The organism is Streptococcus sp., from assembly GCF_030528045.1.
GTDB lineage: Bacteria > Bacillota > Bacilli > Lactobacillales > Streptococcaceae > Streptococcus.
The window spans coordinates 1-21820 of record NZ_JAUMZR010000032.1; the positions used below are offsets into that span (position 1 = coordinate 1).

18 protein-coding genes and 1 pseudogene are annotated in these 21820 nt (G+C 41.6%); 14 read left to right on the plus strand and 5 right to left on the minus strand.

Features of this window, described 5'->3' with window-relative positions:
- The first annotated feature begins 200 nt into the window (after nucleotides 1-200).
- From rnc to Q4A91_RS07015, 6 genes and pseudogenes are all read left to right on the plus strand, one after another.
- A complete protein-coding gene (gene rnc / locus Q4A91_RS06990; RefSeq protein WP_303212279.1) occupies nucleotides 201-899 on the plus strand; it encodes a ribonuclease III in 699 nt (232 codons plus the stop codon).
- Nucleotides 890-4429 (plus strand): chromosome segregation protein SMC, encoded by a 3540-nt coding sequence (gene smc, locus Q4A91_RS06995; RefSeq protein ID WP_303212281.1) that lies wholly within the window; start codon nucleotides 890-892, stop codon nucleotides 4427-4429. Before rnc ends, smc begins: the two co-directional genes overlap by 10 nt.
- 143 nt (nucleotides 4430-4572) lie before the next feature.
- A complete protein-coding gene (locus Q4A91_RS07000; RefSeq protein WP_303212282.1) occupies nucleotides 4573-5523 on the plus strand; it encodes a bifunctional riboflavin kinase/FAD synthetase in 951 nt (316 codons plus the stop codon).
- A 135-nt stretch (nucleotides 5524-5658) separates the two neighbouring features.
- Nucleotides 5659-6432, plus strand: a pseudogene (locus Q4A91_RS07005) (nucleotidyltransferase domain-containing protein).
- A gap of 8 nt (nucleotides 6433-6440) precedes the next feature.
- Nucleotides 6441-7493: a hypothetical protein gene (locus Q4A91_RS07010; protein ID WP_303212284.1), complete on the plus strand. Its 1053-nt coding sequence runs from the start codon at nucleotides 6441-6443 to the stop codon at nucleotides 7491-7493.
- Between the two features lie 17 nt (nucleotides 7494-7510).
- On the plus strand, nucleotides 7511-8122 hold the full coding sequence (locus Q4A91_RS07015; protein ID WP_303212285.1) for a lipopolysaccharide assembly protein LapB: 612 nt from the start codon (nucleotides 7511-7513) through the stop codon (nucleotides 8120-8122).
- An 18-nt stretch (nucleotides 8123-8140) separates the two neighbouring features.
- Here Q4A91_RS07015 and Q4A91_RS07020 read toward each other — a convergent pair whose 3' ends face one another.
- The 3 genes from Q4A91_RS07020 to Q4A91_RS07030 are packed head-to-tail and all read right to left on the minus strand — an operon-like array spanning nucleotide 8141 to nucleotide 9993.
- Nucleotides 8141-8959 (minus strand): TIGR03943 family protein, encoded by an 819-nt coding sequence (locus tag Q4A91_RS07020; RefSeq protein WP_303212287.1) that lies wholly within the window; start codon nucleotides 8957-8959, stop codon nucleotides 8141-8143.
- Nucleotides 8956-9861 (minus strand): permease, encoded by a 906-nt coding sequence (locus Q4A91_RS07025; protein WP_303212289.1) that lies wholly within the window; start codon nucleotides 9859-9861, stop codon nucleotides 8956-8958. The genes Q4A91_RS07020 and Q4A91_RS07025 overlap by 4 nt, the downstream gene beginning before the upstream one ends.
- Nucleotides 9862-9993 carry an SPJ_0845 family protein gene (locus Q4A91_RS07030; protein ID WP_000268696.1) on the minus strand — a complete coding sequence of 44 codons (132 nt, stop codon included), beginning with the start codon at nucleotides 9991-9993 and terminating at the stop codon, nucleotides 9862-9864. It abuts the gene before it with no gap.
- 130 nt (nucleotides 9994-10123) lie between these two features.
- On the opposite strand from Q4A91_RS07030, the gene Q4A91_RS07035 reads away from it, so the two are divergent.
- The 5 genes from Q4A91_RS07035 (at nucleotide 10124) to Q4A91_RS07055 (ending at nucleotide 16144) form a co-directional block, all read left to right on the plus strand.
- Complete coding sequence (locus Q4A91_RS07035) at nucleotides 10124-12253, plus strand: Tex family protein (RefSeq protein WP_303212291.1); 2130 nt, start codon at nucleotides 10124-10126, stop codon at nucleotides 12251-12253.
- Nucleotides 12240-12683, plus strand: coding sequence for a SprT family protein (locus Q4A91_RS07040; protein WP_303212293.1), 444 nt, complete (start codon nucleotides 12240-12242; stop codon nucleotides 12681-12683). The genes Q4A91_RS07035 and Q4A91_RS07040 overlap by 14 nt, the downstream gene beginning before the upstream one ends.
- Before the next feature lie 59 nt (nucleotides 12684-12742).
- Entirely contained in the window at nucleotides 12743-13015 is a 273-nt protein-coding gene (locus tag Q4A91_RS07045) for a PspC domain-containing protein (protein ID WP_001060204.1), read from the plus strand.
- Nucleotides 13016-13395: 380 nt separating this feature from the next.
- A complete protein-coding gene (locus Q4A91_RS07050; protein WP_000173369.1) occupies nucleotides 13396-14154 on the plus strand; it encodes an ABC transporter ATP-binding protein in 759 nt (252 codons plus the stop codon).
- Nucleotide 14155: 1 nt separating this feature from the next.
- Nucleotides 14156-16144 (plus strand): FtsX-like permease family protein, encoded by a 1989-nt coding sequence (locus tag Q4A91_RS07055; protein ID WP_303212297.1) that lies wholly within the window; start codon nucleotides 14156-14158, stop codon nucleotides 16142-16144.
- A 39-nt stretch (nucleotides 16145-16183) separates the two neighbouring features.
- On the opposite strand, the gene Q4A91_RS07060 is transcribed toward Q4A91_RS07055, so the two are convergent.
- Nucleotides 16184-16879 (minus strand): VIT family protein, encoded by a 696-nt coding sequence (locus Q4A91_RS07060; protein WP_303212300.1) that lies wholly within the window; start codon nucleotides 16877-16879, stop codon nucleotides 16184-16186.
- Nucleotides 16880-17084: 205 nt separating this feature from the next.
- Between Q4A91_RS07060 and Q4A91_RS07065 the strand changes: the two genes are divergently transcribed.
- The 3 genes from Q4A91_RS07065 to ftsY are packed head-to-tail and all read left to right on the plus strand — an operon-like array spanning nucleotide 17085 to nucleotide 19999.
- A complete protein-coding gene (locus Q4A91_RS07065) occupies nucleotides 17085-17876 on the plus strand; it encodes a Cof-type HAD-IIB family hydrolase (RefSeq protein ID WP_303212302.1) in 792 nt (263 codons plus the stop codon).
- The gene (locus Q4A91_RS07070; protein WP_303212304.1) at nucleotides 17876-18694 is read left to right on the plus strand and encodes a Cof-type HAD-IIB family hydrolase; all 819 of its coding nucleotides are present in this window, start codon (nucleotides 17876-17878) and stop codon (nucleotides 18692-18694) included. Before Q4A91_RS07065 ends, Q4A91_RS07070 begins: the two co-directional genes overlap by 1 nt.
- Nucleotides 18695-18697: 3 nt before the next feature.
- On the plus strand, nucleotides 18698-19999 hold the full coding sequence (ftsY, locus tag Q4A91_RS07075; protein WP_303212305.1) for a signal recognition particle-docking protein FtsY: 1302 nt from the start codon (nucleotides 18698-18700) through the stop codon (nucleotides 19997-19999).
- Nucleotides 20000-20043: 44 nt separating this feature from the next.
- Here the strand turns inward: ftsY and zwf are convergent, their stop codons facing one another.
- Nucleotides 20044-21531 (minus strand): glucose-6-phosphate dehydrogenase, encoded by a 1488-nt coding sequence (zwf, locus tag Q4A91_RS07080; RefSeq protein WP_084867388.1) that lies wholly within the window; start codon nucleotides 21529-21531, stop codon nucleotides 20044-20046.
- Nucleotides 21532-21820: the final 289 nt, after the last annotated feature.

Sequence of the window (21820 nt, forward strand, 5' to 3'; positions counted from 1 at the left end):
AAGCTCCATAATTTCCATAGTGGTTTTTACCCACTACAGATATTATAGAGCCTTTCTTTATCTCGCCCTAAGTTTGCCCCTAAAAATGAAAAGTTTGTTCTAAAAAATGCTCAAATCCCCTCTAGTCCCGTTTTAAAGTGACTCAGGGGGCTTTTTTTGATATAATAAAAGAGACTGTTATCAGTTAGAAAGAGGTTGGTATGAAAGAATTACAAACTGTACTGAAGAAGCGTTTTGCAATCGAATTTGCAGACAAAAACTTACTGGAAACGGCCTTTACTCATACGAGTTATGCCAATGAGCACCGCCTCTTAAAAATTTCACACAATGAGCGCTTGGAATTTTTAGGAGACGCTGTTCTGCAATTATTGATTTCAGAATATCTGTATAAAAAATATCCTAAGAAACCGGAGGGAGATTTGTCCAAACTCCGTGCTATGATTGTCCGCGAGGAGAGTTTGGCTGGTTTTGCGCGTGATTGCCAGTTTGATCAGTTTATCAAGCTAGGAAAAGGGGAAGAAAAATCTGGTGGGCGCAATCGAGACACCATTCTTGGTGATGCCTTTGAAGCCTTTCTGGGTGCTTTGCTTTTAGACAAGGATGTTGCTAGAGTAAAAGAGTTCATCTATCAGGTCATGATTCCCAAGGTTGAAGCAGGTGACTTTGAAATGATTAAGGATTACAAGACACACCTGCAAGAGTTGCTCCAGGTCAATGGCGATGTGGATATTCGTTACCAGGTGACCTCTGAAACGGGACCTGCTCATGATAAGATTTTTGATGTAGAAGTTCTGGTCGAAGGAAAGAGTATTGGAAAAGGTCAAGGCCGTTCTAAAAAATTGGCAGAACAAGAGGCCGCCAAAAATGCAGTTGAGAAAGGGCTGGATTCATGTATTTAAAGGAGATTGAGATTCAGGGATTCAAGTCCTTTGCTGACAAGACAAAGGTCGTCTTTGACCAAGGTGTGACAGCTGTCGTTGGGCCCAATGGTTCTGGGAAGTCAAATATTACAGAAAGTTTGCGATGGGCCTTAGGGGAGTCTAGTGTCAAGAGCCTTCGTGGTGGTAAGATGCCCGACGTTATCTTTGCTGGAACTGAAAGTCGCAAACCACTCAATTATGCCTCTGTTATCGTGACCTTGGACAATGAAGATGGCTTCATCAAGGATGCAGGGCAAGTCATTAAGGTAGAACGCCATATCTATCGTAGTGGAGATAGCGAGTATCGAATTGATGGCAAGAAGGTGCGCTTGCGTGATATCCACGACCTCTTCTTGGATACCGGTTTGGGACGGGATTCCTTCTCCATCATTTCCCAAGGGAAGGTTGAGGAAATTTTTAACTCCAAGCCCGAAGAACGTCGAGCTATTTTTGAAGAAGCTGCTGGAGTTTTAAAATACAAGACTCGTCGAAAAGAAACAGAAAGCAAACTGCAACAAACTCAAGACAATCTCGACCGCTTAGAGGACATTATCTATGAGTTGGACAATCAAATCAAGCCCTTAGCAAAACAAGCCGAGAATGCTCGCAAGTTTCTGGACCTGGATGGTCAACGTAAGGCGATTTACTTGGATGTACTGGTTGCCCAAATCAAGGAAAACAAGACTGAACTAGAGCTAACAGAAGAAGAGCTAACGCAGGTTCAGGAACTCTTGACTAGCTATTACCAAAAGCGTGAAGAGTTAGAAGAGGAAAATCAAACTCTTAAAAAGAAACGCCAAGATCTCCAAGCTCAAATGGCTAAAGACCAAGGAAGCTTAATGGATTTGACTAGTTTGATCAGTGACTTAGAGCGAAAACTAGCCCTGTCTAAACTGGAATCCGAGCAAGTTGCCCTTAATCAACAAGAAGCACAAGCCCGTTTGACCGCTTTGGAAGATAAGAAAAAGGCTCTAAGTAAAGAGAAGGCCGAAAAAGAAGCGAACTTGGCACGGTTAGAGGAAAGCCTAGCTGAGAACAACAAGGAACTCAATCGCCTAGAGGCAGAGTTGTTAGCATTTTCAGATGATCCTGACCAGATGATTGAACTCCTGCGTGAACGTTTTGTGGCGCTTTTACAAGAAGAAGCGGATGTCTCAAACCAACTGACCCGCATCGAGAATGAGTTGGAAAACAGCCGTCAACTATCTCAAAAACAAGCAGATCAACTTGAGAAATTGAAAGAACAGCTGGCTACAGCTAAAGAGAAGGCTAGTCAGCAAAAAGACGAGCTTGAAACCGCCAAGGAGCAGGTTCAGAAATTATTGGCAGACTACCAAGCTAGTGCCAAGGAACAAGAGGAGCAGAAAGCTTCTTACCAAGCCCAGCAGAGCCAACTCTTTGACCGTCTGGACGCTCTTAAAAACAAGCAGGCTAGAGCCCAAAGCTTAGAAAACATTCTAAGAAATCATAGTAATTTTTATGCGGGTGTTAAGAGTGTTCTTCAAGAAAAAGACCGTCTTGGTGGGATCATTGGTGCAGTCAGTGAACATTTGACCTTTGATGTGCATTATCAAACTGCCTTGGAGATTGCGCTTGGAGCTAGCAGTCAGCATATCATTGTAGAAGATGAGCAAGCGGCAACCAAGGCTATTGATTTTCTCAAGCGCAACAGAACTGGTCGTGCAACCTTCCTTCCTTTGACAACGATTAAGGCGCGTACAATCTCTAGTCAGAATCAAGATGCTATCGCTGCAAGTCTAGGATTTCTGGGCATGGCTGATGAGTTGGTGTCGTTTGACAAGAGACTAGAAGCCATTTTCAAGAACTTGCTAGCTACGACGGCTATCTTTGATACCGTAGAACATGCGCGTGTCGCAGCTCGTCAAGTTCGCTATCAGGTTCGCATGGTGACGCTTGATGGTACCGAATTGCGTACAGGTGGTTCCTATGCGGGTGGTGCTAATCGTCAAAACAATAGTATTTTCATCAAGCCAGAGCTGGAACAATTACAAAAAGAAATTGCTGAAGAAGAAGATAGTCTGCGGTCAGAAGAAGCGAGTTTGAAGACCTTGCAAGATGAGATGGCGGTATTGGCAGAAAGATTAGAAGCTATCAAATCTCAGGGTGAGCAAGCTCGTATACAGGAGCAAGGCTTGTACCTTGCTTATCAGCAAACCAATCAGCAGGTCGAAGAACTGGAAACGCTTTGGAAACTTCAAGAAGAGGAATTAAATCGCCTATCTGAAGGAGATTGGCAAGCGGACAAGGAAAAATGCCAAGAGCGCCTTGCTACTATCGCCAGTGAAAAGCAAAATCTGGAAGCTGAGATTGAAGAGATTAAGTCTAACAAAAACGCTATTCAAGAACGCTATCAAAACTTGCAGGAACAGATTTCTCAAGCGCGCTTGCTTAAGTCTGAACTACAAGGACAAAAGCGGTATGAAGTGACTGATATTGAACGCCTAGGTAAGGAATTGGATAACCTCAATCTCGAACAAGAGGAAATTCAGCGCCTTCTCCAAGAAAAGGTTGATAATCTTGAGAAAGTGGATACGGATTTGCTAAGCCAGCAGGTGGAAGAGGCCAAAACTCAGAAAACAAACCTCCAACAAGGTTTGATACGCAAGCAGTTTGAGTTGGATGATATCGAAGGCCAGCTGGATGATATTGCCAGCCATTTGGATCAGGCTCGTCAGCAGAATGAGGAGTGGATTCGTAAACAAACACGTGCTGAAGCCAAAAAGGAAAAGGTCAGCGAACGCTTGCGCTATCTACAAGCTCAATTAACTGACCAGTACCAGATCAGCTACACTGAGGCTCTAGAAAAAGCACATGAGTTGGAAGATCTCAATCTGGCAGAGCAAGAGGTTAAAGATCTTGAGAAAGCTATTCGCTCACTCGGTCCAGTCAATTTGGATGCTATTGAACAGTACGAAGAAGTCCACAATCGTTTGGATTTCCTAAATAGCCAACGAGATGATATTTTGTCTGCGAAAAACCTACTCCTTGAGACCATCACAGAGATGAATGATGAGGTTAAGGAACGCTTCAAATCAACCTTTGAGGCTATTCGTGAGTCCTTTAAAGTGACCTTTAGACAGATGTTTGGCGGTGGTCAGGCAGATTTGATATTGACTGAGGGCGATCTTTTAACAGCTGGTGTGGAGATTTCTGTCCAACCACCAGGCAAGAAAATCCAATCACTTAATCTTATGAGTGGTGGTGAAAAAGCCCTATCTGCTCTGGCTCTGCTCTTCTCCATTATCCGTGTTAAGACCATTCCTTTTGTTATCTTGGACGAGGTAGAGGCAGCGCTGGACGAAGCCAATGTCAAACGTTTTGGGGATTACCTCAACCGCTTTGACAAGGATAGTCAGTTTATCGTCGTAACCCACCGTAAGGGGACGATGGCGGCAGCGGACTCTATCTATGGAGTTACCATGCAAGAATCAGGTGTTTCTAAGATTGTTTCGGTTAAGTTAAAAGATTTAGAAGAAACAATAGACTAGTTACCAAATGATAGCATCTCTTAGGAGGTGCTATTTTTTTAAGCTAAAGTGCTAAATTTTCTCTTAAGGTCAGTTCAGGCGCAAAAAACGACATTTGGGATTTCCTCTTAGCGAAAAGACTTTCTCTATGATATAATAGTTTCATGATTACAACAGTACCTATTAAGAACGAAAAAGATATTGCAGTACCAGGGAAAACAGTCCTTGTACTAGGTTATTTTGATGGCATCCACAAGGGACATCAGAAACTTTTTGAAGTGGCCAGCAAGGCTTCGATGAAGGATTATCTGCCAGTTGTCGTGATGACTTTCACAGAGTCGCCAAAACTTGCCTTACAACCTTATCAACCTGAACTAATGCTTCACATCGTCAATCACGAAGAACGAGAGCACAAGATGAAATGGCATGGAGTAGAGGCTCTATTCTTACTCGACTTTAGTAGCAAATTTGCTAGTTTAACGGGTCAAGAATTCTTTGATACCTATGTTCGAGCTTTAAAACCAGCGATTATTGTAGCAGGATTTGACTATACCTTTGGCTCGGATAAGAAAACTGCGGATGACCTGAAGGACTATTTTGATGGAGAGATCATCATTGTTCCTCCAGTCGAGGATGAAAAGGGCAAGATTAGTTCCACACGGATTCGTCAGGCTATTCTTGATGGAGATGTCAAGGAAGTCAATCATTTGCTCGGCACACCGCTTCCAACCCGTGGGATGGTCGTTCATGGAAATGCTCGTGGGCGTACGATCGGTTATCCAACAGCAAATCTGGTCCTAAGAGACCGAACTTATATGCCAGCGGACGGTGTTTACGTAGTCGATGTGGAAGTGCAGCGTCAGAGATATCGTGGCATGGCGAGCGTTGGCAAAAATGTTACCTTTGATGGAGAAGAACCACGTTTTGAAGTCAATATTTTCGACTTTTCAGACGATATTTACGGTGAGACAGTCATGGTCTACTGGCTGGACCGTGTCCGAGATATGGTCAAATTTGACTCCGTAGAGGAACTGGTAGACCAACTCCAGAAAGACGAAGAGATTGCTCGAAACTGGAAGGATGGAGATTCTGTCATTCAAGGGGCTCAGGTATAGAAAACGTCTGAATAAGCTTATAGAAGGTTTAGTTTATTTGATTGTAGTTTTGAAAGAGTGATATAATTCTTTTTAGTTCCCATAATTCCCTATTTTAGCATCTACTTATGCTCAGAATATAGACGAGGCTTTATTATGCAAACTCAAAAAGAAATGAATGTTCTGGTACCGGAAAAATTAGCAGAAATCGAGCGTGATTACGGAGTCGCAGTTTTGTGGACTATCGAGTCTGGTAGTCGTGCCTAGGGTTTTGAGTCTCCCGATAGTGACTTTGATGTACGGTTTATCTACAAACACAAGCAAGATTTTTATCTCCGTTTAAATGAACAGCGTGATGTTATCGAGCTACCAATTGACGATACTTGGGATGTGAGTGGCTGGGATTTAGACAAGACTTTAAAACTCCTTTATAAGTCAAATCCAACACTGTTTGAATGGTTACAGTCACCAATTGTCTATCAACAAACGGATTTTATTGAACGCCTACGTCCCCTTGCTAACCAGTATTTTTCTGAGAAAAAAATGCTCCACCATTACTTGAACACTGCAAGAACTCAAATGAATAAGTATCTTTCAGGAAACAATGTCAAACCTAAAAAGTATTTCTATGTACTTCGTCCTATTTTAGCCTGTCGCTGGATTGAAAAATACCATTCTGTTCCACCGATTTTGTTTGATGATTTGGTCAAAGAATTACTTCCGTCTCAAATGCAGGAGCATGTTTCAAGATTGCTAGACATTAAGATAAATGGGCCTGAAGGTATGGAAATTGATCCGATAATGCCAATTCAAGATTATATTTTAGCTAACATCCAAGAGCTGGATGCATACGTTCAAAGTGTTAGTGAGGAAAAGAAAGACTGGAAAGCTCTAAATCAATTTTTCCTTGAAGAATTAGGCCACGACTGAGGTTGTTTATGGGTAAATGGACATGTAAATGCGGGCAAGCAATGAACAACCATAGCTCGCCCGATCCAAATGCTTATTCAGTTTATTCAGATGAGTTGTTTGAAGAAATCATGAATAAAGCTGACGACCATAATAAAATTTCTTATGAAGACATTTCAGAAGCTTCTTTTTATATATGGAAGTGCCCTGAATGTGGAAGCTTCATGATTTTTGGCGACGACAAGGATGAAGATCGCTTTACTTTTTATGAGCGCCAAGAAGTCGAAAAGGTAGAGCCTCTCTTTGATCCAGATCAAGAGTTAAATCTTGTTGTGGTTGAGTTTCAGGAGGGAGGGAATGGCTATACTTATATTTGTGATGATCCAAATATCCATATTGGGCACGCTGTTATTGTCCCAGTAGGGAAGGAAAATACTGAAAAAACTGCTTTAGTTGTACAGAAGTATCATGCCCTACCAAAGGATATCACTTTTCCTGTTGAAAAGTTAAAACGTGTCATTCGTAGGTATTCACATTTCGACCCAATCACTTCGAAAAACGTTTTTAGAAATTTAAAAAAGCTAGGAAGAATCCTAGATGTTTGCTCTAAAAACGCTAACCTCAACTATCAGCAAACATATTATAGTATCAAAACTTCTTTAGGCTATTTCTGGTTAGAATTAAATGGAATTCCAATTCCAATGAAAATCACAGAGATTCAAGTCAGCTATAAAAAGTACCAAGTTGATAGCGCCCTTTATATAAAACCTTCAGAGATTAACTGTAGAAGATTCTATGAACTGGAATTATGTGCAGATTTTGATATTGATGCTTCTAGATGGATCGATGTTCTCTCTGATGAAAATGTTTGGGGAAATACTTGGGAACTAAATGGTCTTCAATTTGGTATTACTGCAGGGGAGTCTCCAGAATTTGAAGACGAAGTTGTAGCAAGAAAGTATAGTCGTGTCCCACTTTATTATGACTGGCACCCTGAATTTGAAGATTATTATGGCTTCAGTTTAGCTTGGAAAAAATACGAGTCTGATAGCGATTTGTCAATTTTTTTCTATACAACGTAAGAAGCAGGAGGATATGTATGAATCAAGCATGGGATTTATTGTTTGAGGGTAAGATTAATGAGGCTAAAAAATTAGTTGAAGCTGATTTTTCATTGGAAACTTGCACGGATTTTAGTTTGTTAAATTTGATGGGGTATATTTATCTTGAAGAGCAAAAATACAACGAGTGCTTAAATATCTATCAGCGTTACATTGACTTAGCACGAACTAAAAGCGACCCAGAAAATGAACATATAGGCTATCATCAGTTAGCCATGGTTTATCGTGAAATGAATGAATTTCAAACAGCCCTTCTCTATATCGAAAGAGAGCAAAAAGTCATTGAAGAAGCTTTTACAGAGGATACCCTCAAATCTTCTGTTAACAATTATGAGCAGGGTTATTTACGATTAAAGGTAGGGAAAGTAGTAGAAGCATTCATGTATATGGAACAGTCCTTAAAACAAGCTTTGCAAACAGATGATTTGATTGCCCAAGCTTGTGCTTATAGAGGTTTAGGAGAGATTGGTTCGATACAAAATCCTGAAGAATCACATGAAAATTTTTTACAAGCTATCGCTCTTTTTGAAAAGGCTGGCGATCAGATTGGTGTTCAAGAGGTTAGAAACTTACTAAATAATAAAAAGTAGCCTGTTTAGGCTACATTTTTATTGAAACACGCGATAGACATAAGGATTTTCTGGTTTGTCTACTTTTGTGAAACTCTCAACTTCCAGTGTTGGGAGTTTTTGTTTGAGTTCTTTATGGTAGTGGAGGGTCAGGGTTCCTTTAGCGGTAATCCAAGTATTGTCAGGATACTGGCGTGAGTTCCCCTTGGTCAAGAGTCCATATACACCAGAGTCTGCGATACAGTGGATGATTCCAAAGCGAAAGAGGAACTGGCTATCTTCATGGCTAGGATCGTTATAAACAAAGCCTGTAAACTCGATTTTCTTTCCTTTAAACTCTTGAGGATAGTCATAGAGAACTTCCATGACCTCCATATAGTTTTCATCAGTGATGTGAATGGTTGGCTGGGCGAGGTATTTGTCAGCTGTGGTTCTCATTTCCTTTTCATAAGCAGATTTGGAAAAATAGGTGCTGGTATCGGGTTTGAGGTATTGACTGGACGTTCCTTCGCTTGCCTGAATGGCTGTGTTGATTCCCTCAGCAAGCGGGAAATGATATCCCTTAGCTGATACGGTTCTCGAGTCCAAACTTACTGTCGGAAAGGCAACGCCAATCAACAGAGGTAGTGACAGTAAAAAGAAGCTGATTCGTCTAGCTCGACGGCTTTCCAAATGGCTGTGAGAATTGATTTTCTTGATCCAGATGTAGAATTGGACTAGGGCCAATAGAAGAGAAAGGACCATGGAGATATAGACTAGATAGGAATAGTGGAGGTTAATGTAGTGACTGAGCTTGCCAGATAGCTGCAGATACAGAGTCAGGGCAAAATAACCCAGTAAAATGAAAAATCGGATCATAGCATCACCCCCATCATGTAAGAATAAAGCAAGACAAGCACTGTCACGATGCCCATGAATTGCCAGATGAAGCGCGCTTTGAGATAGTGTTTCATCATGAGGAGATTTTTGATATCAAGCATGGGACCAATGACCAGAAAAGAAAGGACTGGCGCTAGGCCGAAGCTCGAGAGGAGAGAAGCTCCGATAAAGGCGTCCGCCTCGCTACAAAGCGAGAGGAGAAAGGCAAGAAACATGAGCAAGAGAATCGCAAGGACTGGACTAGCACTGATAGAGGTCAGGATCCGAGTCGGGACATAGACTTGCACGATAGCTGCAAAGAGACAACCAAAGACCAAATAGCGCCCCATATCGAAAAACTCGTCAATAGCCTGTATAAAGATCTGAAAGACTTTTCTAGAAGGAGTCAAGTGTGAAAAGTCATGTTCATGACAAGCAATAGGATTCTCTTTTTGAATGGGTTCCTTCCAGAAAAATCCAAGAAAAATCCCAAGAACCAAAGCAACTACAATGGCTCCCAGAGCTCGCAAGAAGGTAATTTTTAAGGAATTGCCAAAGGCAGAATATGTGGCGAAAAGAACGATAGGATTGATGATGGGAGCAGTCACCAAAAAGGGAACGGCCGTGTAGCTAGGGACTTTCTTTTCCAAAAAACGATTGATAATCGGAACGATTCCACACTCGCAGGATGGAAAAAGGAAGCCAATGAAGGTACCAAAAAAGATCCTTCCCCAACGATTGCGAGGAAGAAACTCATAAACTTTATCAGGCGTGATATAGACCTCAATCAATCCCGAAATGAGACTCCCAATCAAGATAAAAGGAAGGGCTTCAATCATGATGGAGAGAAAAATAGCCCCCGCTTGTAATACACTATGAGGAAGAGATTGGAAAACAGTCATCTATTTTTTCTTCTCAACTTTTTCTTTTTTGTCTTTGTCATCTGGGAAAGTGACTTGTGTTAAGTCAGGAAGTTTGGCGAATTCTTCAAACATCTTGTCCAAGTCGTCGGTTTTTGTAAATTTAACAGCCATAGGCCTACCTCTTTTCTACATTCTACCTCTATTATACTATTATTTTGTGGAAAAGGGATTATTTTGATAATCAAAGATGCATAAACAGGTAAGGCAAAACAAGAGCTGTTCCTTATGGTATAATAGGTTCATGGATAAAAAATATGAAAAAATCTCCCAAGATTTGGGTGTAACCTTAAAGCAAATCGATACCGTTCTAAGTTTGACGGCTGAGGGGGCGACAATTCCCTTCATCGCGCGTTACCGTAAGGACATGACTGGTAGTCTGGATGAGGTGGGGATTAAGGCCATTATCGACCTGGATAAAAGTCTGACAAATCTCAATGACCGTAAGGAAGCTGTCTTGGCTAAGATTCAAGAACAAGGCAAGCTGACCAAGGAATTGGAAGCAGCTATTTTGGCAGCTGAGAAATTAGCAGACGTAGAAGAACTCTATCTTCCTTATAAGGAAAAACGTCGAACCAAGGCAACTATTGCCCGTGAAGCTGGACTCTTTCCTCTTGCTCGCTTGATTTTGCAAAATGTAACTGGCTTAGAGAAAGAAGCTGAGAAGTTTGTCTGTGAAGGATTTTCGACTGGTCAAGAAGCCTTGGCTGGTGCGGTTGATATCTTGGTCGAAGCCTTATCCGAAGATGTCAATCTACGTGCTATGACCTATCAGGAAGTGTTGAGACACTCTAAAATCACTTCGCAAGTCAAGAGTGAAAATCTCGATGAAAAACAAGTTTTTCAGATTTATTATGATTTTTCAGAGACAGTTGGCAACATGCAGGGCTATCGTACCTTGGCTCTCAACCGTGGGGAAAAATTAGGTATTTTGAAGGTTGGCTTTGAACATGCGACGGACCGTATCTTATCTTTCTTTGGTGCTCGTTTCAAAGTCAAAAATGCCTATATAGATGAAGTTGTCCAACAGTCAGTTAAGAAAAAGGTATTGCCTGCTATTGAGCGACGCATTCGGACAGAGTTGACTGAGAAAGCGGAAGAAGGGGCTATCCAACTCTTTTCTGACAATCTGCGCAATCTCCTCTTGGTTGCTCCGCTGAAAGGGCGCGTGGTTCTAGGATTTGACCCAGCCTTTCGTACAGGTGCCAAGCTAGCTGTCGTTGATGCAACAGGAAAAATGCTGACGACCCAAGTCATTTATCCCGTTAAACCAGCCTCAGCTCGTCAAATCGAAGAAGCTAAGAAAGATTTGGCAGATTTGATTGGTCAGTACAGTGTCGAAATTATTGCTATCGGAAATGGTACTGCAAGCCGTGAGAGTGAAGCCTTTGTGGCGGAAGTTCTGAAAGATTTTCCAGAAGTGAGCTATGTTATCGTCAATGAAAGTGGTGCTTCTGTCTACTCTGCCAGTGAACTTGCTCGTCAGGAGTTTCCAGAATTAACTGTTGAAAAACGCTCTGCTATTTCTATCGCTCGTCGTTTGCAAGATCCCCTCGCTGAGTTGGTCAAAATCGATCCTAAGTCAATCGGTGTCGGTCAATACCAGCACGATGTTAGTCAGAAGAAACTATCTGAAAGTCTGGACTTTGTCGTCGATACCGTGGTGAACCAAGTCGGCGTCAATGTCAATACAGCTAGCCCAGCTCTTCTTTCCCATGTGGCTGGACTCAATAAGACCATTTCTGAAAATATTGTCAAATACCGTGAGGAAGAAGGAAAAATCACTTCACGCGCCCAAATCAAAAAGGTTCCTCGTCTAGGTGCCAAAGCTTTTGAGCAAGCTGCAGGTTTCCTCCGTATTCCGGAAAGTAGCAATATCCTTGATAATACAGGAGTTCATCCAGAGAACTATGCTGCCGTGAAGGAGCTCTTCAAACGCTTGGATATCAAAGACTTGAATGAAGAGGCACAAAGTAAGCTTAAGTCCCTTTCAGTTAAGGAGATGGCACAGGAACTGAATCTTGGCCCAGAAACCCTTAAAGATATCATTGCTGACCTTCTCAAACCTGGTCGAGATTTCCGTGATTCTTTTGATGCTCCAGTTCTCCGTCAAGATGTTCTGGATATTAAGGACTTAAAAGTCGGCCAGAAGCTGGAAGGTGTGGTGCGTAATGTCGTTGATTTCGGTGCCTTCGTTGATATCGGAATTCATGAGGACGGCTTGATTCATATTTCCCACATGAGTCGCAAATTTATCAAACATCCTAGTCAAGTGGTGTCTGTTGGAGATTTAGTAACGGTTTGGGTTAATAAAATCGATACCGAACGTGAAAAAGTTAATCTGTCGCTCCTAGCTCCAGATGAATCTAACTGAGTACGTTCAATCTGTTTCCCTCGAAGACTTTGGTAGACCTTTCACGCACCAATCCCAGTGGAATTCTCGTCTGCGAACGACAGGTGGACGATTTTTCCCTAAGGATGGGCATTTGGATTTTAATCCTAAGATTTATAATGAACTAGGTTTGGAAGTCTTTCGCAAAATCGTGCGCCATGAACTCTGTCACTATCACCTTTATTTTCAGCAAAAGGGGTATCGACATAAGGACCGAGATTTTAAAGAACTTTTGAAAGAAGTGGATGGACTGCGCTTTGTTCCCCCTTTGAAAGACCAAAGTAATTTTCTGGTCTATCAGTGCCAATACTGCCAGCAACGCTATCAACGCAAGCGTAGGATTGATACCAAACGCTATCGCTGTGGGGTTTGTCGAGGTAAACTCGCCATCATAAATCGGCCTAAGGACTGATGTTTGTGAACCTGTTTCATGCTATACTACTTGTAAGAATACCAAAAGAGGAACATATCATGAATAACAAATTTTATAAAATGAAACGAAATAGTATGGTGTCGGGAGTTTTAGCTGGTCTATCAGACAAGTGGAATTTTGATGTAACTCTAGTCCGCTTTCTCTTTGCCATTTTTACCATATCAAATTTTGGGATTGGCGTGATTATCTACATCATCCTAGCCTCTATTCTGCCAACTAAGGAAGAGATTGAAGCAGAAATGTATGGAACAGGACCACGCAAACGCAAGGAAGCCGAGGCCATTGATGACAATGATGGACGGTTTTGGTGAGTCAGATTTGGAAATAGTTTATAGACACTTTCCTTATTTCTTAAAGTCATCAGATAAAGAAGTCAACCTTAACCCTTGCGTCCGCAAGGGTTTTCTTCTTGCCTTTCTTTTATGGTAAAATATTGATAGCGAAATTGCTTGATATTCTTCAATCTTACAAAAATGTAAGATTAAAGTCTCTTTTGTAAGGTTAGGTTATGGCAAGCCCACTTTTTTTGCGATAAACTAGACTCATAAAGAACAAAGGAGCAAAACCATGAAAAGAATTTTACAAAAGAAAAGAAGAAAACCAAGTCAAAAAGATATCGAGCGTGTTCAACTGGGATGCGCTATGATGCAAGCACAGTTTCAATTGATGGGATATTAAGAAGGAGAAAATCATGACACTTTTAGATGTAAAACACGTTCAAAAAATCTATAAAACACGCTTCCAAGGCAACCAAGTTGAGGCCCTCAAGGACATTCACTTTACCGTAGAGAAGGGTGACTACGTTGCCATCATGGGTGAGTCTGGTTCAGGAAAGTCAACCCTGCTCAACATCCTAGCTATGCTGGATAAACCAACTCGAGGCCAGGTTTACCTAAACGGAACAGACACAGCCACTATTAAAAATTCACAGGCTTCGAGTTTCCGTCGTGAGAAGTTGGGATTTGTCTTCCAAGACTTTAACTTGCTAGATACCTTGTCTGTTAAGGACAATATCTTGCTTCCGTTAGTTCTATCACGAAAACCTATCACAGAGATGATGAAGAAATTGGTAGTAACCGCTGAAAATCTAGGTATCAACCAATTGCAAGAGAAGTACCCTTACGAGATCTCTGGTGGTCAAAAACAGCGGGTAGCAGTAGCACGCGCCATCATCACAGAACCTGAAATTCTCCTTGCGGATGAGCCAACAGGAGCCCTTGACTCCAAGTCATCTGCAGCCCTTCTTGATGTATTTGATGAAATCAATGAGCGTGGCCAAACCATTCTGATGGTAACTCACTCAACGGCAGCAGCCAGCAGGGCCAAGCGCGTTCTCTTTATCAAGGATGGTATTCTTTACAACCAAATCTACCGCGGAGACAAGACAGAGCGTCAGATGTTCCAAGAAATCTCTGATACTTTGACTGTTATGGCAAGCGAGGTGAATTAGTATGTTACGATTAACCAATAAGTTAGCGGTATCCAACTTGATTAAAAACCGCAAACTCTACTATCCCTTTGCCCTTGCTGTTCTCTTAGCAGTGACCATCACCTATCTCTTTTACTCACTGTCACTTAATCCTAACATTGGCAAGATCCGAGGGGGAGAAACTATCTCTATGACCCTGGCTCTCGGTATGGTGGTTGTTACCATCGCTTCTGGAATTATTGTCCTTTATGCCAATAGTTTTGTCATGAAGAACCGCTCCAAGGAGCTGGGTGTATATGGTATGCTGGGGCTTGAAAAGCGCCATTTGATCAGTATGGTTTTTAAGGAGCTTCTTATTTTTGGTTCCTTAACTTTAACAGCTGGTCTCGGCCTAGGAGCTCTCTTTGATAAGCTAATCTTTGCCCTTCTTCTGAAGCTGATGAAGATGAAAGTGGAGCTCGTTTCGACTTTCCAACCAATTGTCTTTATCCTAGTTCTCATCGTCTTTGGAGCTATCTTCCTAGGTTTGATTTTTATTAATGCCTTTCGCATCGCCCGCATGAATGCCCTTCAGCTCTCTCGTGAAAAAGCCAGTGGTGAGAAAAAAGGACGTTTCTTAGGCCTTCAAACCATTCTAGGTCTAATCAGTTTGGGAGCGGGTTATTACCTAGCAGTTACAGTTGAAAATCCACTTTCTGCTGTTCTGATTTTCTTCGTAGCAGTCTTGTTGGTAATTTTGGGAACTTATCTTCTCTTCAATGCAGGAATCACAGTTTTCCTACAAATCTTGAAGAAAAACAAGACTTACTATTATCAACCCAACAACATGATTTCCGTATCCAATCTCATTTTCCGTATGAAGAAAAATGCGGTTGGTCTGGCGACGATTGCTATTCTCTCAACCATGGTCTTAGTGACTATGTCTGCTGCAACAAGTATCTTTAAGGCATCAGAAAACTTCAAGAAGGTCATGAATCCACATGATTTTGGGATTACAGGACAGAATGTTGAAAAAGAAGATATCGAAAAACTCTTGAGCCAGTATGCTAGTGAAAAAGGATTGACTGTCACAAAGAAAGAAGTCCTTACATACAGTAACTTTGGTGTGGCAAATCAAGAAGGTACGAAATTGACAATCTTTGATAAAGGTCAAAATCGTGTTCTACCGAAAACTATTTTTATGGTCTTTGACCAAAAAGACTACGAGAATATGACAGGACAGAAACTTGCACTTTCGGGTAAGGAAGTTGGATTGTTTGCTCAAAACAAGCAACTTCAAGGGCAGAAAGAATTGACTCTGAATGTCCAGACCTACACGATCAAAGAAGAAATCAAAAAAGATTTTATTCTTGAACATGTCCCAAATCAGTACAATATTCTAACTTCGGACTATAACTATTTGGTTGTTCCTGACTTGAAAGCCTTTCTTGACCAGCATCCTAATTCTTCCATCTTTAATCAATACTATGGTGGTATGAATGTAACGGCTAGTGAGGAAGAGCAGCTTAAAATTGCAGATGACTATTCAAAATTCGTCAACAACTTTAATAGAGAATTAAACAAAGAAGGAAGCTATGTTTACGGAAGCAATCTGGCTGATAGCAGTGCGCAGATGAGTGCTCTCTTTGGTGGAGTCTTCTTCATCGGTATCTTCCTCTCTATCATCTTTATGGTGGGAACGGTTCTCGTCATCTACTACAAACAAATCTCTGAAGGATATGAAGACCGTGAACGCTTTATCATTTTGCAAAAAGTCGGTCTCGATCAAAAGCAAATCAAGCAAACCATCAACAAACAAGTCCTAACTGTTTTCTTCCTCCCATTGCTCTTTGCTTTCTTACACCTTGCCTTTGCCTATCATATGCTTAGCCTCATCCTAAAAGTCATTGGGGTGCTAGATGCGACCATGATGTTGACAGTCACTCTGTCCATCTGTGCTATCTTCCTCGTTGTCTATGTCTTAATCTTTATGATTACCTCAAGAAGCTATCGCAAGATTGTGCAAATGTAAAAAAGATACCTCGATGTTTATCGAGGTATTTCTTTTATCTTAAATGCTGAAGAGTTGTCCAAACAGGTAAGTCACTCCCATGGTCAGAAGTCCGATACAGAGGTTACGGATCATAGCTGTTTTCGTAGGTGCCTTGCCTAGTTTAGCACTGGTATAGCCAGTGACGAGAAGGGAAAGGGCCACGATAAAAACAGTAGCAGGAATGCGATAATCACTTGGAAAGATAGTGATAGAAAGCATGGGAGGAAGACTACCCAGTACAAAGGCGATAAAGCTAGAAATAGCAGCATGCCAAGGATTGGTAAACTCTTCGTACTCGATACCGTATTTTTCCTCAACCAAGGCTTTGAGTGGATTCTTTAAAAAGGCTTTGTTGGTCAAAAGTTGGGCGGACGTTTCACACTCACCATTTTGAAGGTAAGCAGCATAGAGGGATTGTTTTGCAGATTCGATGTCTTTATCTAAGAGTAATTGCTCTCTAGAGACAGCGGCTTCTTCCGTGTCTTTTTGAGTGGATACAGAGACATATTCGCCACCAGCCATAGAAAAAGCACCAGCGAGGATAGCAGCCAAACCTGATAAAAAGATAATCCAGATATTGCTTGTCGCACTAGCAACCCCGATAACCACTCCAGCGATGGAAATAATCCCATCATTGGCTCCCAGAACACCTGCGCGTAGGATATTGAGTCGGCCTGCAAAGTTTGCATCAATTTCATGTTTCATTTCTGTCATAGTCATCTCCTTTCTCTCCATTATAGAGAAAAGAATAGGGGAATACAAACTTTTTAAACTATCTGAAAAAAGTTCTACGATTCTAATTTTTAGGCCCTTTGAAGATTCTCCGAAAAAGTAGTGCTATCCTACTGTACTGGACCTTTTTAAACTTATCTATGGTATAATAGAAGATAGATTTATCAATTGGAGAATAAAGGATTTTATGATTAAACTTGTAGCAACCGATATGGATGGTACCTTTCTAGATGGAGAGGGTCGGTTTGATATGGAACGCCTTAAAAACGTACTTGTTTCCTACAAGGAAAAGGGAATTTATTTTGCTGTGGCTTCAGGTCGCGGTATCTTGTCCCTGAAAAAGTTGTTTGCGGATGTGCGTGATGAAGTGATTTTTATAGCTGAAAATGGGAGCTATGTTGAGTTTCATGGCGAGGATATGTATGAGGCTACTATGTCTCGGGATTTTTACTTGAGCACTTTTGAAGCTTTAAAGAAATCACCCTATTTTGATGAAAGAAAAATGCTCTTGACTGGGAAAAAAGCTTGTTATGTTTTGGATACAGTGGATGAGACCTATCTGATGTTTAGCCGTCACTACAATGAAAATATTCAAAAAGTAGCGAGTTTGGAAGATATCACGGATGAGATTTTTAAATTCACTACTAACTTTACTGAAGAAACGATAGAAGTTGGTGAGGCATGGGTTAATGAAAACGTTTCTGGTGTGAAAGCCATGACAACAGGTTTTGAATCCATCGATATTGTCTTGGACTATGTTGATAAGGGTGTGGCTATTGTTGAGCTGGCAAAAAAACTGAATCTGACCATGGATCAGGTTATGGCGTTTGGCGATAATCTTAATGACCTTCATATGATGCAGGTTGTGGGGCATCCAATCGCTCCTGAAAATGCGCGACCAGAGATTTTAGAATTAGCAGAGACAGTGATTGGCCACCATAATGACCAGTCAGTGATGACTTATATGGAGGGCTTGTAATGGCAGATATTAAATTGATTGCACTTGATTTGGATGGCACCTTGCTGACAACGGATAAAAAGCTGACAGATCGTACCAAGGCGGTCCTCAAGGCTGCGCGTGATCGTGGTATAAAGGTCGTACTGACAACGGGACGTCCTCTAAAGGCTATGGATTTCTTTCTCCATGAGCTAGGGACTGATGGTCAGGAGGACGAGTACACCATCACCTTTAATGGTGGTCTGGTACAGAAAAATACTGGAGAGATTCTCGATAAAACTGTCTTTTCAATCGACGATGTAGCACGATTGTACGGGGAAACTGAAAAACTCGGATTACCGTTAGATGCTATTTCAGAAGGAACAGTCTATCAAATCCAGTCTGACCAAGAAAGTCTCTATGCTAAGTTCAATCCAGCCTTGACTTTCGTATCCGTCGCTTTTGAAGATCTATCTAGTCAGAAGACATATAATAAATGTGTGACTGCCTTTGCCCAAGAACCTTTGGATGCAGCGATTCAACAGATTTCTCCTGAATTGTTTGACCAATACGAAATCTTCAAATCGCGTGAACTCTTATTGGAATGGTCACCGAAAAATGTCCACAAGGCGATAGGTTTAGCGAAATTAATTAAACACTTGGGAATCGATCAAAGTCAAGTCATGGCTTGTGGTGACGAGGCCAATGACCTTTCTATGATTGAGTGGGCAGGTCTGGGAGTTGCCATGCAAAATGCTGTTCCAGCGGTTAAGGAAGTTGCCAATGTGATTACCCCGATGACCAACGACGAGGAAGCCGTTGCCTGGGCTATAGAAGAATACGTGCTAAAGGAGAACTAGAATATGGGATTGTTTGACCGTTTATTCGGGAAAAAAGAAGAGCCGAAAATCGAAGATATTGTAAAAGAAGCTATGGAAAATCTTGATTTGTCAGAAGAGTTTGAAGAAAACCAAACGGCAGTCGAAGAAACTTCTCAGGAAGAGACAGCAAGAGACAAAGTGGAAGAAACACCAGCTCAAGAAGAAATTCCTCAGATCTCAACAGAAGAAGTTATTGAACCAGAAGCAGTCGAGGAAACTAATCAGGAAGAGCTTGAGCTAGAATCTGATGAATTGGAACAATTCCAAGAGCCTGAAGAAGTTTTAGAAGAAGAGAGCCAAGAAACTGAAGAAGAACTAGCGTCAGAAGTAGTAGAAGAAGAACTTCCTCAGGTTGAAGAAACCGTGCAGGAAAAATATGACCGCAGTCTAAAGAAAACCCGTACGGGATTCGGAGCTCGTTTGAATGCCTTCTTTGCCAACTTCCGTTCTGTCGATGAAGAATTCTTCGAGGAATTGGAAGAACTGCTCATCATGAGCGATGTCGGTGTGCAAGTTGCTTCAAATTTAACAGAAGAACTACGTTATGAAGCCAAACTCGAAAATGCTAAGAAGCCTGACGCACTCCGTCGTGTCATTATCGAGAAATTGGTTGAACTCTATGAGAAGGATGGCAACTACGATGAACAAATCCACTTCCAAGATGGTTTGACTGTCATGCTCTTTGTCGGAGTCAATGGTGTTGGGAAAACAACCTCTATTGGGAAATTGGCTCATCGCTATAAACAAGCTGGCAAGAAAGTCATGTTGGTTGCGGCAGATACCTTCCGTGCTGGAGCCGTTGCCCAGCTAGTAGAATGGGGCCATCGTGTGGATGTTCCTGTTGTGACGGGGCCTGAAAAAGCTGATCCAGCAAGTGTGGTCTTTGATGGGATGGAACGTGCTGTAGCAGAAGGAATTGATATTCTCATGATTGATACAGCAGGGCGTCTGCAAAACAAGGACAACCTTATGGCCGAGTTGGAAAAGATTGGTCGCATTATCAAACGTGTCGTTCCAGAAGCACCTCATGAAACCTTCCTTTCCCTTGATGCGTCAACTGGACAGAATGCCTTGGTACAAGCTAAGGAATTTTCTAAGATAACACCATTGACAGGAATTGTCTTGACAAAAATTGACGGAACTGCCCGAGGTGGTATTGTTCTGGCTATCCGCGAAGAACTTAATATCCCAGTAAAATTGATTGGTTTCGGTGAAAAAATTGATGATATTGGGGAATTTAACTCAGAAAACTTTATGAAGGGTCTCTTAGAAGGCTTGATTTAATACAAAATAAATATCCTGCAAGTCAATCTTACAGGATATTTTTGCTATTCTAAACGGCCATCTTCACGATAGGCGATATCTGGTTGCCAGGTCCATTTAGCTCCATACTTTTCAAGTAAGTCAAAGCTAGCTTGTGGCCCCATACTTCCGGCTTTATAGTCATGAAGTGGAGCACCGTTTTCAGCCCAGAGCTCTTCGATACGGTCAATCAATTTCCACGAAGCACTTACCTCATCCCAGTGGCTAAAGTTGGTAGAGTTGTTGTTCAAGACATCGTAGATTAATTTCTCGTATGGGTCTGGTGAGGCTCCAGTAGCAGTAGCATCTGTACGGTAATCCAGAGAGCTTGGAGCCAGGTTGAATTCTTCTCCGACTTGCTTCCCATTTAGGCTGAGAGAGAATCCTTCAGTTGGTTGGATATAGATGGTCAAGATATTTGGTGCTAATGGTTCTCCAAAGATAGAGTCCATTTGCTTAAAGACGATGTTGACATGAGTCCCTTTTTCAGTCAGACGTTTCCCTGTACGGAAGAAGAAGGGAACACCACGGAAACGATCGCTGTCTACAAAGAAGGCGCCAGATGCAAAGGTTTCTGTTGTAGATTCTGGGTCGACATTTGGTTCGCTACGATAGGAAATGTATTTCATGCCATCGATTTTACCAGAGCGATACTGACCACGAATAAACTGTTCTTTCAATTCCTCCTCAGTTGGATGATAGAGGTTTTTAAAGACCTTTATCTTTTCAGCACGAATCTCATCCTTTGTAAAGCTAGCTGGTTTGTCCATGGCTAGAAGAGAGAGGAGTTGAAGTGTATGGTTTTGCACCATATCACGAAGGGCACCAGATTGATCGTAGTAGCCACCGCGCTCTTCAACACCCAAGCGTTCCGCAAAGGTAATCTGAACATTATCGATGTGTTCGCGATTCCAAACATTCTCAAAGATCATATTGGCAAAACGAACAGCAAAGATACTCTGAATCATCTCTTTACCTAGGTAATGGTCAATACGGTAGATTTGCTCCTCATCAAAGGCCGCAAGGAGATCTTCGTTGAGTTTGCTAGCTGTTTCGTAGTCTGTACCAAATGGTTTCTCAACGATCAAGCGCTCAAAACCTTTGCCATCAACAATGTTTTCAGATTTGAGGTGCTTGGCAATGGTTCCAAAGAACTGAGGTGCCATAGACAAGAAGAAGAGCTTATTGTGTTCAGCTTGGTATTTTTCATTTAGCTCAGCTTGTAATTGACGCAAAGCAATGTAATGTTCCGTATCATTCACATCATGGCTTTGATAGTAGAAGTGGCTAGCAAATTCTTGGGCTTGTTCGGTACTATCTGCCAAATCAAGGATGGACTCGACAACTACAGATTCAAAATATTCCTTACTCCAAGGTCTACGAGCTGTTCCGATAACAGCAAAATGCTCAGAGAGATTGCCTGATTTATAGAGTCTGAAAAGGGAAGGGTAGAGTTTGCGTTTAGCTAAATCTCCACTCGCACCGAAAATTGTAACAATAACCTTTGATGACATCTAGCTACCTAATTTCTATATTTTTTCCTAGTTGGACTAGGGATGAGATTTCCTCATTATCATAGCTTTTATTTTATCATAATTTTCAAAAAAATCAAAAATCCAATACGCAATCATAACCACACGTCTAACGGGTGGTTTGCACCAGGGCTATAAGCCCAAATTACCAGCCAGCGCCTAAAGGCGCTGGCTTTCACCTTGTTCAAGCCTCATTGCTCTTGACTCGTCACTTGCCTCTTAAAGAGGCTTTAGTATTACTTACCACTATCCCTAAAGGGATCCTCATATT